This window comes from Streptomyces guryensis, from assembly GCF_021261325.1.
Classification (GTDB): Bacteria; Actinomycetota; Actinomycetes; order Streptomycetales; family Streptomycetaceae; genus Streptomyces; species Streptomyces guryensis.
This window is the reverse complement of record NZ_JAJSBI010000004.1, coordinates 362440-375773: the sequence shown is the minus strand read 5'-3', so window position 1 is coordinate 375773 and position 13334 is coordinate 362440. Positions and strand designations below refer to the sequence as shown.

General features: G+C 71.0%; 10 protein-coding genes. 2 read left to right on the top strand and 8 right to left on the bottom strand.

What is annotated here, in order from left to right:
• Positions 1-207: 207 nt before the first annotated feature.
• From aceE to LJ657_RS11200, 5 genes are all read right to left on the bottom strand, one after another.
• Positions 208-2910, bottom strand: a complete 2703-nt coding sequence (aceE, locus tag LJ657_RS11220; protein WP_232648290.1) for a pyruvate dehydrogenase (acetyl-transferring), homodimeric type — start codon at positions 2908-2910, stop codon at positions 208-210.
• Between the two features lie 284 nt (positions 2911-3194).
• Entirely contained in the window at positions 3195-3818 is a 624-nt protein-coding gene (locus tag LJ657_RS11215) for a GntR family transcriptional regulator (protein ID WP_232648289.1), read from the bottom strand.
• A gap of 340 nt (positions 3819-4158) precedes the next feature.
• Complete coding sequence (sucB, locus tag LJ657_RS11210; RefSeq protein WP_232648288.1) at positions 4159-5958, bottom strand: 2-oxoglutarate dehydrogenase, E2 component, dihydrolipoamide succinyltransferase; 1800 nt, start codon at positions 5956-5958, stop codon at positions 4159-4161.
• A 71-nt stretch (positions 5959-6029) separates the two neighbouring features.
• Complete coding sequence (gene lpdA / locus LJ657_RS11205; RefSeq protein WP_232648287.1) at positions 6030-7418, bottom strand: dihydrolipoyl dehydrogenase; 1389 nt, start codon at positions 7416-7418, stop codon at positions 6030-6032.
• Between the two features lie 347 nt (positions 7419-7765).
• Positions 7766-9292 carry a leucyl aminopeptidase gene (locus tag LJ657_RS11200; RefSeq protein WP_232648286.1) on the bottom strand — a complete coding sequence of 509 codons (1527 nt, stop codon included), beginning with the start codon at positions 9290-9292 and terminating at the stop codon, positions 7766-7768.
• A 256-nt stretch (positions 9293-9548) separates the two neighbouring features.
• On the opposite strand from LJ657_RS11200, the gene LJ657_RS11195 reads away from it, so the two are divergent.
• A complete protein-coding gene (locus tag LJ657_RS11195) occupies positions 9549-10328 on the top strand; it encodes an endo alpha-1,4 polygalactosaminidase (RefSeq protein ID WP_232648285.1) in 780 nt (259 codons plus the stop codon).
• On the opposite strand, the gene LJ657_RS11190 is transcribed toward LJ657_RS11195, so the two are convergent.
• Entirely contained in the window at positions 10288-10893 is a 606-nt protein-coding gene (locus LJ657_RS11190) for an RDD family protein (protein ID WP_232648284.1), read from the bottom strand. The genes LJ657_RS11195 and LJ657_RS11190 overlap by 41 nt on opposite strands.
• Positions 10894-10939: 46 nt before the next feature.
• Positions 10940-11725, bottom strand: a complete 786-nt coding sequence (locus LJ657_RS11185; protein WP_232648283.1) for an adenosylcobinamide-GDP ribazoletransferase — start codon at positions 11723-11725, stop codon at positions 10940-10942.
• A 60-nt stretch (positions 11726-11785) separates the two neighbouring features.
• On the opposite strand from LJ657_RS11185, the gene LJ657_RS11180 reads away from it, so the two are divergent.
• Positions 11786-12547, top strand: a complete 762-nt coding sequence (locus LJ657_RS11180; protein WP_232648282.1) for a hypothetical protein — start codon at positions 11786-11788, stop codon at positions 12545-12547.
• 85 nt (positions 12548-12632) lie between these two features.
• Here the strand turns inward: LJ657_RS11180 and LJ657_RS11175 are convergent, their stop codons facing one another.
• Positions 12633-13334 carry a hypothetical protein gene (locus LJ657_RS11175; protein ID WP_232648281.1) on the bottom strand — a complete coding sequence of 234 codons (702 nt, stop codon included), beginning with the start codon at positions 13332-13334 and terminating at the stop codon, positions 12633-12635.

Sequence of the window (13334 nt, the reverse complement as noted above, 5' to 3'; positions counted from 1 at the left end):
GTAGCCGCATGTTCAACACAGCCCCGCGCCCCTCAAGAACGGGGCAGCTGAGCCGACGTGTTTTTTTAGGGGCGCGGGGCTGTATCGACATGCGGCTCCGCCGCGTGGGCGCGAACGACCCCCACCGGCCCGCAGCCGAAAAGCGACCGGGAAACGGTGAAGGGACCCCGGGCGTCAACCGCCGGGGGCCCCTTCGGCACCGCGGGCCTACAGCCCGTACTTCTCCCGGGCTTCCTTCACGGCGGTCGCCTTCACCTCGCCGCGGCGGGCCAGCTGGGCCAGGGCCGCCACGACGATCGACCGGGCGTCGACGCCGAAGTGGCGGCGGGCCGCCTCGCGGGTGTCCGAGAGGCCGAAGCCGTCGGCACCGAGCGAGGAGTAGTCCTGGTCCACCCACTGCGCGATCTGGTCCGGGACCTGCCGCATGTAGTCGGAGACGGCCAGCACCGGGCCCTCGGCGCCGTGCAGCGCCTGCCGGACGTAGGGGACACGCTCCTCGCCGCGCAGCAGGGCCGCGTCGGCCTCCAGTGCGTCGCGGCGCAGTTCCGTCCAGGAGGTCGCCGACCAGACGTCGGCCGCGATGCCCCACTCCTGCGCGAGCAGCTTCTGCGCCTCGATCACCCAGTGGATCGCCGTGCCGGAGCCCAGCAGCTGGATGCGGGGGGCGTTGGCCACCGGCGAAAGCCCCGCCGACTCCGCCGTGTTGAAGCGGTACAGGCCCTTGACGATGCCCTCGTCGATGCCGAGACCGGCCGGCTTCGCGGGCTGCGGCAGCGGCTCGTTGTAGACGGTGAGGTAGTAGAAGACGTTCGGGTCCTCGCCCGGCGCCGCCTCGCCGTACATGCGGCGCAGACCGTCCTTGACGATCGTCGCCACCTCGTACGCGAACGCCGGGTCGTACGTCAGCGCCGCCGGGTTCGTCGCGGCGATCACCGGCGAGTGGCCGTCGGCGTGCTGCAGGCCCTCGCCCGTCAGCGTCGTACGGCCGGCCGTCGCGCCGACCAGGAAGCCGCGGCCGAGCTGGTCGCCGAGCTGCCACATCTGGTCGGCGGTGCGCTGCCAGCCGAACATCGAGTAGAAGATGTAGAACGGGATCATCGCTTCGCCGTGCGTGGAGTACGCGGTGGACGCGGCGATGAAGTCGGCCATCGAACCGGCCTCGGTGATCCCCTCGTTGAGGATCTGGCCGTTCTTGGCCTCCTTGTAGTACATCAGCTGGTCGCGGTCGACCGGCTCGTACGTCTGGCCCTTGGGGGAGTAGATCCCGAGCGACGGGAACAGCGACTCCATGCCGAAGGTGCGCGCCTCGTCGGGGACGATCGGCACCCAGCGCCTGCCCGTCTCCTTGTCGCGGACCAGGTCCTTGATGAGGCGGACGAAGGCCATGGTGGTGGCCAGGTTCTGCGTGCCGGAGCCCTTGTCGAAGGAGGCGAAGGCCTTGTCGGCGGGGGCGGGGAGCGGCGCGAGTGCGTGTGTACGGCGGGCCGGGGCCGGGCCGCCGAGGGCGGCGCGGCGCTCCTGGAGGTAACGGACCTCGGGGGAGTCGGCGCCCGGGTGGCCGTAGGGCACCTGACCGTCGACGAACTGGCTGTCCGAGATGGGGAGTTCGAGCAGATCACGCATCTTCTTGAACTCGTCCACCGTCAGCTTCTTCATCTGGTGGTTGGCGTTCTTCGACGCGAAGCCCTCGCCGAGGGTGAAGCCCTTGACGGTCTGGGCCAGGATGACGGTCGGGGTGTCCTTGTGGTCGAGGGCGGCCTTGTAGGCGGCGTAGACCTTGCGGGCCTCGTGGCCACCGCGCGACAGGTGGAAACACTCGAGGATCTTGTCGTCGCTCAGCAGCTTCGCCATCTCGACGAGCGCCGGGTCCTTGCCGAAGAAGTCCTCGCGGATGTAGGCCGCGTCGCGCGTCTGATACGTCTGCACCTGTGCGTCCGGTACCTCGCGCAGCCGGCGTACGAGCGCGCCGGTCGTGTCGAGGGCGAACAGCTCGTCCCAGGCCGTACCCCAGAGCGTCTTCACGACGTTCCAGCCGGCGCCGCGGAACTGGGCCTCCAGCTCCTGCACGATCTTGAAGTTCGCGCGGACCGGGCCGTCGAGGCGCTGCAGGTTGCAGTTGATGACGAAGGTGAGGTTGTCCAGACCCTCGCGGCTCGCGAGTGCCAGTGCGGCCGTCGACTCCGGCTCGTCCATCTCGCCGTCGCCCAGGAAGGCCCAGACGTGGGAGGACGAGACGTCCTTGATGCCGCGTGCCGTCAGATAGCGGTTGAAGCGGGCCTGGTAGATCGCCGACAGCGGGCCGAGACCCATGGAGACGGTCGGGAACTCCCACAGCCAGGGCAGGCGCCGCGGGTGCGGGTACGACGGGAGGCCGTTGCCACCCGCCTCCTGGCGGAAGTTGTCGAGGTGCGCCTCGGTCAGGCGGCCGTCGAGGAAGGCACGGGCGTAGATGCCGGGGGAGGCGTGGCCCTGGATGTAGAGCTGGTCGCCCGAGCCGTCGGCCTCCTTGCCGTGGAAGAAGTGGTTGAAGCCGGTCTCGTACAGCCAGGCCGCGGAGGCGAAGGTGGCGATGTGGCCGCCGACGCCGTGTTTGCTGCCCCGGGACACCATCGCGGCCGCGTTCCAGCGGTTCCACGCGGTGATGCGGGACTCCATCGCCTCGTCGCCGGGCACACCCGGCTCGGCGGCGGTGGGGATGGTGTTGACGTAGTCCGTCTCGAGCAGCTTGGGCAGCGCGATGCCGTTGCCCTCCGCGCGCTCCAGCGTGCGGCGCATCAGATACGCGGCACGGTGCGGGCCCGCCGCCTTGGCGACCGCGTCCAGGGAGGCCTGCCATTCGGCGGTCTCCTCGGGGTCCCGGTCGGGGAGCTGGTCGAGCTCGCTCGGCTGGATGGCGTAGGGGTCGGTCATGTCGCCGCCTTCCTCAGTCGAAGGGGGTTCCCTCATCGGTAAAGGGTTCGGGGGTGCCCTTGGTCTTTGGCAGGACAGGGCGGCGGGCTTGGGTGCTGTGACACCTTGCGGCTTCCGCCGCGTGGCCCGCCGAGACTCTAACTCCCTGATCGATGATCGATCAAAGGGTTGCGGGCAAAACTTCTCGATTACGAGAAAGTAGGCACGCGGTGCCTTTCGGGCGGGCACCCGGTGCCGTATTTTTCAGGTGTTTCCGCAGGTGAGCGTACGGATGCTCGGTTGTTTCACGCCCGCGGCGCGCACCCCAGCACATGCGCCTTCACCAGTTCCGCGATCCTCGGGTCACGCCTCCGGAACGCCTGGACGAGCTCCTCGTGCTCCTCCGCGTACGACTGCTGCACCGTCCCCAGCCAGCGGATCGACAGTGCCGTGAACACCTCGATGCCCAGGCCCTCCCAGGTGTGCAGCAGTACGGAGTTGTCCGCGGCCCGCACCAGCTCGCGGTGGAAGCCGACCGTGTGCCGTACCTGGCCCGTGCCGTCGGCGTTGCGGTCGGCCTCGTACAGCGCGAGGACGTGCGGCTCCAGGGCCGAGCAGTCCTCCGCCAGCCTCTCCGCCGCCAGCTCCGCCGCGATCGCCTCCAGGCCGGCCCGGACCGGGTAGCTCTCCTCCAGGTCGGCCGCCGTCAGGTTCCGCACCCGCACGCCCTTGTTCGGCGCCGACTCGATCAGCCGCAGCGACTCCAGCTCGCGCAGCGCCTCCCGCACCGGCGTCTGGCTGACCTCCAGCTCGGTCGCGATCCGTCGCTCCACGATCCGCTCGCCCGGCTTCCAGCGCCCGCTGACGATCCCCTCCACGATGTGCTCGCGGATCTGTTCGCGCAGCGAGTGGACGACGGGCGCGGTCATGAGAGCTCCTTAGGGAGGGGCCGCCCATCGGCCCCTGGGGCGTTTGACGTTTAGACAATAAGGCCGGGGGCCCGTTCGGGAGGGGCGCACGGGGGCGCTTTCATGCAGGTGAGACGAGACTTACACCTCCGGCGGCGGGCGGCGGCGCCGATGAGCTCGGGCTCGACTGTTGTTCCGCGGGTGCGGGTTGTCCGTGGTTGATCGCGCCCACGCGGCGGAGCCGCAAGTCGATCCGGCCCCGCGCCCCTTTGGGGCGGTGCGGTCAGCCCTCTGCTGCACATGCGACGGCGCCCCGCCCGGAGAGAATCCGGGCGGGGCGCCGTACGGACTGACAGGGAGGTCAGAGGCCGAGCTCGACCTCGAACTCGCCCGCCTCCAGGATCGCCTTGACCGCGGTCAGGTAACGGGCCGCGTCGGCGCCGTCCACCAGACGGTGGTCGTAGGAGAGGGTCAGGTAGGTCATGTCGCGGACGCCGATGACCGTGCCCTCCTCGGTCTCGATGACCGCCGGGCGCTTGACCGTGGCACCGATGCCGAGGATCGCGACCTGGCCCGGCGGCACGATGATCGTGTCGAAGAGCGCACCGCGCGAACCGGTGTTGGAGATGGTGAAGGTCGCGCCGGACAGCTCGTCGGGCGTGATCTTGTTGGCGCGGACCTTGCCCGCCAGGTCGGCCGTGGCCTTGGCGATACCGGCGAGGTTGAGGTCACCGGCGTGCTTGATGACCGGGGTCATCAGGCCCTTCTCGGAGTCCACCGCGATACCGATGTTCTCGGTGTCGAAGTAGGTGATCGTGCCTTCGCCCTCGTTGATCTTGGCGTTGATGGGCGCGTGGGCCTTCAGCGCCTGGGCCGCCGCCTTCACGAAGAACGGCATCGGGGAGAGCTTGACGCCCTCGCGGGCCGCGAACGCGTCCTTGGCCCGGGCGCGCAACTTCATCAGACGGGTGACGTCGACCTCGACGACCGAGGACAGCTGCGCCTGCTCGTGCAGCGCCTTGACCATGTTGTCGCCGATGACCTTGCGGATGCGCGGCATCTTGACGGTCTGGCCACGCAGAGGCGAAGCCTCCAGCGTCGGCGCCTTCTTGGCGGCAGCCGGAGCGGCGGCGGCCGGAGCCGGAGCAGCGGCGGCGGCCTTCGCGGCCTCGGCGGCGGCGATGACGTCCTGCTTGCGGATACGGCCTCCGACGCCGGTGCCCTTGACGCCGGCCAGGTCGACGCCGTTCTCGGAGGCGAGCTTGCGCACCAGCGGGGTGACGTAGGCGCCCTCGTCGGTGGCACCCGCGGCGGGCGCGGGCGCGGCCGGGGCGACCGGAGCCGGAGCGGCCGGAGCGGGAGCCGGTGCGGGAGCGGCCGGAGCAGCGGCGACCGGGGCGGGCGCGGGAGCCGGCGCCGGGGCCGGCGGAGCCACGGGGGCAGCCGGAGCCGGAGCCGGAGCCGGAGCAGCGGCGGCGGGGGCCGGGGCCGGGGCGGCGGGGGCCGGGGCGGCCGCCGGAGCGGCACCGGGAGCGCCGATGACGGCGAGCTTGGCGCCGACCTCGGCGGTCTCGTCCTCGCCGACCGTGATCTCGAGCAGCACACCGGAGGTGGGCGCCGGGATCTCGGTGTCGACCTTGTCCGTGGAGACCTCGAGCAGCGGCTCGTCGGCCTCGACGGAGTCGCCGACCGACTTCAGCCAGCGGGTGACGGTGCCCTCGGTGACGGACTCACCGAGCGCGGGCAGGACCACGTCCGTGCCCTCGGCGGAGCCGGCGCCGGCGGCGGCCTCGGCGGTGGGAGCCGGGGCGGGCGCGGCCTGCTCGGTGGAGGGCTGGGCGGCCGGCGCCGGGGCGGGGGCCTCGGCGGCCGGAGCTGGAGCCTCGGCAGCGGCGGGGGCCGGGGCGGCAGCGGGCGCGCCCGTGCCGTCGTCGATGACGGCCAGCTCGGCGCCGACCTCAACGGTCTCGTCCTCGGCGACCTTGATGGACGCCAGGACACCGGCAGCAGGGGAGGGGATCTCGGTGTCGACCTTGTCGGTCGAGACCTCGAGCAGCGGCTCGTCGGCCTCGACGCGCTCGCCCTCGGCCTTCAGCCAGCGAGTGACAGTGCCCTCGGTGACGCTCTCGCCGAGCGCCGGAAGGGTTACGGAAACCGCCATGGTTTCGGTTGCTCCTTACGGAAAGTGCGGAAGTCTGCGTTCGTCGCGGAGTCGCTTCGTCGACCGAGGGATCAGTCGTGCGAGTGAAGGGGCTTGCCGGCCAGGGCCAGGTGGGCCTCGCCCATCGCCTCGTTCTGGGTCGGGTGGGCGTGGATGAGCTGGGCGACCTCGGCGGGCAGCGCTTCCCAGTTGTAGATCAGCTGGGCCTCGCCGACCTGCTCACCCATGCGGTCGCCGACCATGTGGACGCCGACCACGGCACCGTCCTTCACCTGGACGAGCTTGATCTCGCCCGCGGTGTTGAGGATCTTGCTCTTGCCGTTGCCCGCGAGGTTGTACTTCAGAGCGACGACCTTGTCCGCACCGTAGATCTCCTTGGCCTTGGCCTCGGTGATGCCCACGGAGGCGACCTCGGGGTGGCAGTACGTCACCCGCGGCACGCCGTCGTAGTCGATCGGGACGGTCTTGAGACCGGCCAGACGCTCCGCCACCAGGATGCCCTCGGCGAAGCCGACGTGCGCGAGCTGGAGCGTCGGGACCAGGTCACCGACGGCGGAGATGGTCGGGACGTTCGTCCGCATGTACTCGTCGACCAGGACGTAGCCGCGGTCCATCGCGACGCCCTGCTCCTCGTAGCCCAGACCGGCGGAGACCGGGCCGCGGCCCACCGCGACCAGCAGGATCTCGGCCTCGAACTCCTTGCCGTCGGCCAGGGTGACCTTGACGCCTTCGGCGGTGTACTCGGCCTTCGAGAAGAAGGTGCCCAGGTTGAACTTGATGCCGCGCTTGCGGAACGCGCGCTCAAGAAGCTTGGAGGAGTTCTCGTCCTCGACCGGGACGAGGTGCTTGAGGCCCTCGATGACGGTGATGTCCGAGCCGAAGGACTTCCAGGCGGAGGCGAACTCGACACCGATGACGCCGCCGCCGAGGACGATCGCCGACTTCGGCACGCGGTCCAGGACGAGGGCGTGGTCCGAGGAGATGATGCGGTTGCCGTCGATCTCCAGGCCCGGCAGCGACTTCGGCACGGAGCCGGTCGCGAGGAGCACGTGGCGGCCCTGGACGCGGCGGCCGTTCACGTCGACGGAGGTGGGGGAGGAGAGCCGGCCCTCACCCTCGATGTACGTCACCTTGCGGGACGCGATGAGACCCTGCAGGCCCTTGTACAGACCGGCGATCACGCCGTCCTTGTACTTGTGGACAGCCGGTACGTCGATGCCCTCGAAGGTGGCCTTGACGCCGAACTGCTCGCTCTCGCGGGCCTGGTCGGCGATCTCGCCCGCGTGCAGCAGGGCCTTGGTGGGGATGCACCCCCGGTGCAGGCAGGTACCGCCGACCTTGTCCTTCTCGATCAGGGCGACGTCCAGGCCCAGCTGGGCCCCGCGCAGCGCCGCGGCGTAACCACCGCTACCACCGCCGAGGATCACTAGGTCGAAAACGGTGCTGGCGTCGTTCGCCACGTCACGTCCTCCATGCATGTGCGCCACGCCGGTCGTCCGCGACCGGTCGGCGGCTGGTGTCCGGCCGCTCTTTCTTCGGCCCTGTGATGGGGGCCCTGTCCTGCCGTGCCCCATCTTCGCACTTGTCGAGGGGCAACGAGACGCCGGGCCGGTGTGTGAGACGTCCCACGTTCAGTTGAGCGGATGGGTGAGGCGCATGAACGAGGGGGCTCCGCCCTACCCGCGCGCGGAGCCCCCTCTGGTTCACTCAGGTCTGCCTCGCGACATCCGCACCGGTCATCCGGGCCGACCTGCTTTTCTGCCGGGGGCCCGGGGGTTGTCCCCCGGAATGACCCAGCAGAGCAACCTCACCCGAGGTCGCCGGCCGCGGTGAGCTCCGCGAGCCGTACCAGCGTCCGCACCGCCGTCCCCGTACCGCCCTTCGGCGTGTAACCGAACGGTCCGCCCTCGTTGAAGGCGGGCCCCGCGATGTCGAGGTGCGCCCAGGTGATCCCCTCGCCCACGAACTCGCGCAGGAAGAGACCGGCGACCAGGCCGCCGCCCATCCGCTCGCCCATGTTCGCGATGTCGGCGGTGGGGGAGTCCATGCCCTTGCGCAGGTGCTCCGGCAGCGGCATCTGCCAGGCCGGCTCGCCGACCTCCTCGGCCGCCTCGTGCACGGCGGAGCGGAACGCGTCGTCGTTCGCCATGATCCCGAACGTCCGGCTGCCCAGCGCCAGCACCATCGCGCCGGTGAGGGTCGCGACATCGACGATGGCGTCCGGCTTCTCCTGCGAGGCCGCCCACAGCGCGTCCGCGAGGACCAGCCGGCCCTCGGCGTCGGTGTTGAGGACCTCGACCGTCTTGCCGCTGTACATGCGCAGCACGTCACCGGGACGGGTGGCGGAACCCGACGGCATGTTCTCGGCGAGCGCCAGCCAGCCGGTGACGTTCACCTCCAGGCCCAGGCGCGCGGCGGCGACCACGGCGGCGAAGACGGCGGCCGCCCCGCTCATGTCGCACTTCATCGTCTCGTTGTGGCCGGCCGGCTTCAGCGAGATGCCGCCCGAGTCGTAGGTGATGCCCTTGCCGACGAACGCGAGGTGCTTCTTCGCCTTGCCGGAGGAGTACGACAGCTTCACCAGCCGCGGACCCGCCGCCGAACCGGCACCGACGCCGAGGATGCCGCCGTAGCCGCCCTTCTCCAGGGCCTTCACGTCGAGCACCTGCACCTTGATGCCGTGCTCCTTGGCCGCCGCCGTCGCGACGGCCGCGAACGCCTCCGGGTCGAGGTCGTTCGGCGGGGTGTTGATCAGGTCGCGGGCGCGGTTGAGCTCCTCGGCGACGGCGGTGGCGCGCTCGACGGCCGCCTTGTGCTCCTTGTCGCGGGGCTTGGCGCCCAGGACGGAGGCCTCGGTGAGGGGGGCCTTGCCGTTCCTGGCCTTCGGGTCCTTGCCGTTGTCCTTGTAGGCGTCGAAGGAGTAGGCGCCGAGCAGCACGCCCTCGCCGATCGCGCCGACGTCGGCGGCATCCCCGACGGGGAGGGCGAACGCGGCCTTCTTGGCTCCGGTGAGGGCGCGGGCCGCGGCACCGGCGGCCTTGCGCAGAGCTTCGGCGTCATACCCGGAGTCCTTCTCGGGCTCCGCGCCCAGGCCCACCGCCACCACGAGCGGGGCCTTGAAGCCGGACGGCGCCGGCAGCTTCGTCACCTCGCCCTCGGCGCCGGAGGCACCGAGGGTCTCCAGGACGCCGGCGAGCCTGCCGTCATACGCCTTGTCCACGGCCTCGGCGCCCGGTGCGACGACCGGGCCCCTCGCGCCCTTGGCCACACCGATCACGATCGCGTCGGCCCGAAGACCGGGCGCCGCGGCGGTGCTGAGAGTGAGAGCAGTCACGGTGGTGAATTCTCGCTTCCAATGTGAAGTTTCTGTGGTCGATCTGTGTGGGTCGACCGGGCCCACAGCCGACCCTAGATCCGGCCTCAGGGTGCGGTCTCAGCGGGGCCTTCCCCGGTACGGCGAACACTCGGGATGAGCCTACGCGTGTGTGGCCCGGACGTCCGGCTGCGAACGGGGCCTCGGAGTACCGCGCGGCGCCCGGCATCGGAGATCATCCGTGGGGAACACTTCCCCGCATCCTGGAGCCCGTTCGTTGAAACGCCCGATACTCCTGCTCGCCCTGCTCCTGTCGGCGGCGGGCTGCACCGATGCGCCCGACTCCGAGCCGTCCGGCGGGCGTTGGCAGCCGCGCCCCGGCGTGGCCTGGCAGTGGCAGCTCAGCGGCCGCGTCGACACCTCCGTCGACGTGCCGGTCTACGACATCGACGGCTTCGACCAGCCGAAGGCCACGGTCACCACCCTGCACGACAAGGGCCGCAAGGCGATCTGCTACCTCTCCACCGGTGCCTGGGAGGACTGGCGCCCGGACGCGACCAGGTTCCCGAAGTCGGTGCTCGGCAGGGGCAACGGCTGGAAGGGCGAGCGCTGGCTCGACATCCGCCGCACCGACGTACTGGAGCCGCTGATGGCGGCCCGCTTCGACATGTGCCGCGAGAAGGGCTTCGACGCGGTGGAGCCGGACAACATGGACGGCTACAAGAACACCACCGGCTTCCCGCTCAAGGCCGCCGACCAGCTCCGCTACAACCGCCTGATCGCGAGGCTGGCCCACGACCGGGGCATGGCGGTCGGCCTGAAGAACGACCTCGATCAGATCCCGCAGCTGGTGGGCGACTTCGACTTCGCGGTCAACGAACAGTGCGCCCAGTACGGCGAATGCGCCGACGTGTTGCCCTTCATCAAGGCCGGCAAGGCCGTCTTCCACGTCGAGTACGAGCTGCCGACCAGCCGCTTCTGCGCCCAGTCGCGTCGGCTGAAGCTCAGCTCGATGCTCAAAAAGTACGAACTGGGGGTGTGGCGGCGGGCGTGCTGACCCCGAGCGCGGTGACCGCCGTGCCCGCCAGCCGGTCGGCGAGGGAGCGGCGGGCGGGGGCGAGGACCGGCAGCGCGTTGAGCAGGAAGACGGCGACGGCCAGCGCCCACACCAGCACCGACAGCAGGAACTGCCCCTCGACCAGCAGGATGCAGGCGACGGCGTAGACGGCGATGTCGGCGGCCGTGGTGACCGCGGCGCGGACCGCGGCCCGGGAGGGGGCGTTCGGGGTGACCCGCAGCCCGAGCAGCCCCTTGCCGAGGGTCCGTCCGGCGAGGGCGAGACAGCCCCACTGGTAGAGGAACGTCGCCACGATCAGCATCCCGAAGGCCTCCTCGACGTCGAGCACGGCCCGGTGCCACAGCGAAAGCCCGAGGGTCTCCGAGGCGCCGACCACGTCGCCCTGCGAGGTCAGCAGGTCGAACCCACCATGGGTGGCGAGCTCGGGCACGTCGGTGACCAGCGCGGATATCCGGTGGAAGGTCAGGGCGGCGAGCAGGTACGCGAGTGTGAGCACCAGCGCGAAGTCGATGAACCAGGCTCCGGCACGACGAAGCTTCGGCACGAACATCCCCCGATCACGATCATTTGTCCGTGTACGGCGGAAGAGACTACTGCCCCAGCGACAGCACCACGAGCGCGACCGTCGCGGCCGTCTCGGCGAGCCCCCCGAACACATCGCCGGTGACCCCGCCGAAGCGCCGCGTGCAGTGGCGGAGCAGGAGTTCGGCGACGGCGAGGGAGGCGAGGACCGCGGCCGCCGTACGGACCACGTCGTACGTCCCGAGGAGCGTGCCCCCCGCGGCCGCGGCACCGGTCGCGACCGCCGCCGCGACCACCGCAGCCCGCACCGGCACCACGCCCGCGACCGCCGCTCCCAGCCCCTCGGGGCGGGCGGCCGGCACCCCCGTGCGCGCGGCCAGGGTGAGCGCCAGCCGCGCGGCCGTCGCCGAGACGACGGCGGCGAGCGCACCCCGGGCCCACGAGTCGCCGTACGCCTGAGCCAGCGCGGCCACCTGCGCGAGCAGCACGAGGACGAGCGTGATCACCCCGAACGGCCCGATGTCCGACTGCTTCATGATCCGCAACGCGTCCTCGGCGGGCTTCCCGCTGCCGAGCCCGTCCGCGGTGTCCGCGAGCCCGTCCAGATGCAGACCACGGGTGAGGACGGCGGGTACGGCGGCGGAGGCGACGGCGGCGAGCAGCGCACCCGCGCCCAGCGCCAGCAGCACCACACCGGCCAGGGCCGCGCACCCGCCGACGACCAGCCCGGCGAGCGGTGCGCAGAGCATGCCGCCGCGCGCGGCGTCCCGGTCCCAGCGGGTCACCTTCACCGGGAGCACGGTGAGGGTGCCGAAGGCGAAACGGAGGCCGTCCGGCCAGGGGGTCTTGAGCACCGGCGCAGGTTACCGGGCGGTCCGGGGGAGGGCCGAGGCGGCCGTGGATACAGTGCGCATATGGGACATTGGTTGCATCGCAACATCGTCGAGCCCGGCAAGTTGCCGCTGCTGCTCGCCCTCACCGCGTTTGTGCTGACGTTCCTGATCACCCGGGCCGTCACCCGTCTCATCCGGGCCGGCAAGGGGCCCTTCGGCAACGTCAAGGCGGGCGGGCTGCACATCCATCACGTCGTGCCCGGCGTCGCCCTGATCGTCGTCGGCGGCTTCGGGGCGGTGGCCAGCGGCCGGTACGGCTTCGGCGCGGCCGTCTTCGCGGTCCTCTTCGGCATGGGGGCCGGGCTGGTCCTCGACGAGTTCGCGCTGATCCTGCACCTCGACGACGTCTACTGGACCGAGGAGGGCCGCAAGAGCGTCGAGGTCGTCGTGCTCACGGCGGCCCTGGTGGGGCTGGTGCTCTCGGGGTTCTCGCCGTTCGGCGTCAACGACATGAGTCAGCAGGAGCTGCACGACCGGGGGAGCGTGATCTCGACCGTGGTGTTCAACTTCCTGTTCTCGCTGGCCGTCCTCAGCAAGGGCAAGGCGCGGATGGCGATCTTCAGCGTGATCGTCCCGTTCATCGGTCTGATCGGTCTGGTCCGGCTCGCCCGCCCCGGCTCCTACTGGGCCAGACGCTTCTACCGCCGGCGGCCGCGGGCCCGGGCGAAGTCCACGCTGCGGGCCTATCGCCACGACCGCCGGTGGGCGGGTCCCCGCCGTAGACTCCAGGACCTCCTGGGCGGCAAGCCCGACCCGGTGCCGGATCGTTCCCTGGGGCGGTGAGGTGGCCGCGCCCGAAGGGGCGCGGGGCTGTATTCGATCTGCGGCTACCGCCGCGTGGGCGCGACCAACCACGACGGCGCAGCAGTCACGATCTCACACGCGGAAAACCCGAGCCCGAGCCGATCCGCACCGTAGGCCGGTGACGATGCCGCACCGCCGAGATGAAGCACAGCACCCCCACCGCCGCGATCGCCGCCATGTGTTCCTTGCCGGCGAGATTCCCCTTCAGGAGCACCTCGACCGCCATCGCCGCCGTCACCGCGCACGCCGTGACGTACGCGCCGTAGCGCCAGCCGAGGAACACGGCGAGGCCCACCACCGCCGCCGACGGGCCGGTGTCCACCACCCCGGCGTCCGAGGAAGGCAGCCCGAACGCGTTGTCGAAGCCCAGCCAGATGCCGAGGCGGGCGTAGAGCGTGCCGGCGAGCGTGGCGGAGTAGGCGATGACGAGCGTGCGCCAGCGGCCGAGGCAGATCTCCGCGACGCCGAAGACGAACAGGATCTGCGCGAGCGCCCCCCACACCGGGAGGTCGAGGGCCGGGACGAACAGCGACAGGGGAGTGCGCAGCAGCGACAGCCACAGCGGGTCCTCGGCGCGCACGCCCCCGGTGTTCTCCACGAACCGGTAGCCCCACGACTGGTTCTGCACGAGCTGTATGGCCGCCGTCAGCACCACCGCCCCGAGAGTCATCGGGATCGCCCGCCAGCGCCGCTTCAGCAGCGGCTCACGCACCGTGACGTACAGGAATCCCCATTCGGCACGGGCCCAGCGGGCGAGCCTGTTCAT

Coding starts and splice junctions, on each gene's coding strand:
- LJ657_RS11180 (WP_232648282.1), top strand. CDS start 11,786: ATGGGACATTGGTTGCATCGCAACATCGTCGAGCCCGGCAAGTTGCCG.
- aceE (WP_232648290.1), bottom strand. CDS start 2,910: ATGACCGACCCCTACGCCATCCAGCCGAGCGAGCTCGACCAGCTCCCC.
- sucB (WP_232648288.1), bottom strand. CDS start 5,958: ATGGCGGTTTCCGTAACCCTTCCGGCGCTCGGCGAGAGCGTCACCGAG.
- LJ657_RS11215 (WP_232648289.1), bottom strand. CDS start 3,818: ATGACCGCGCCCGTCGTCCACTCGCTGCGCGAACAGATCCGCGAGCAC.
- LJ657_RS11175 (WP_232648281.1), bottom strand. CDS start 13,334: ATGAACAGGCTCGCCCGCTGGGCCCGTGCCGAATGGGGATTCCTGTAC.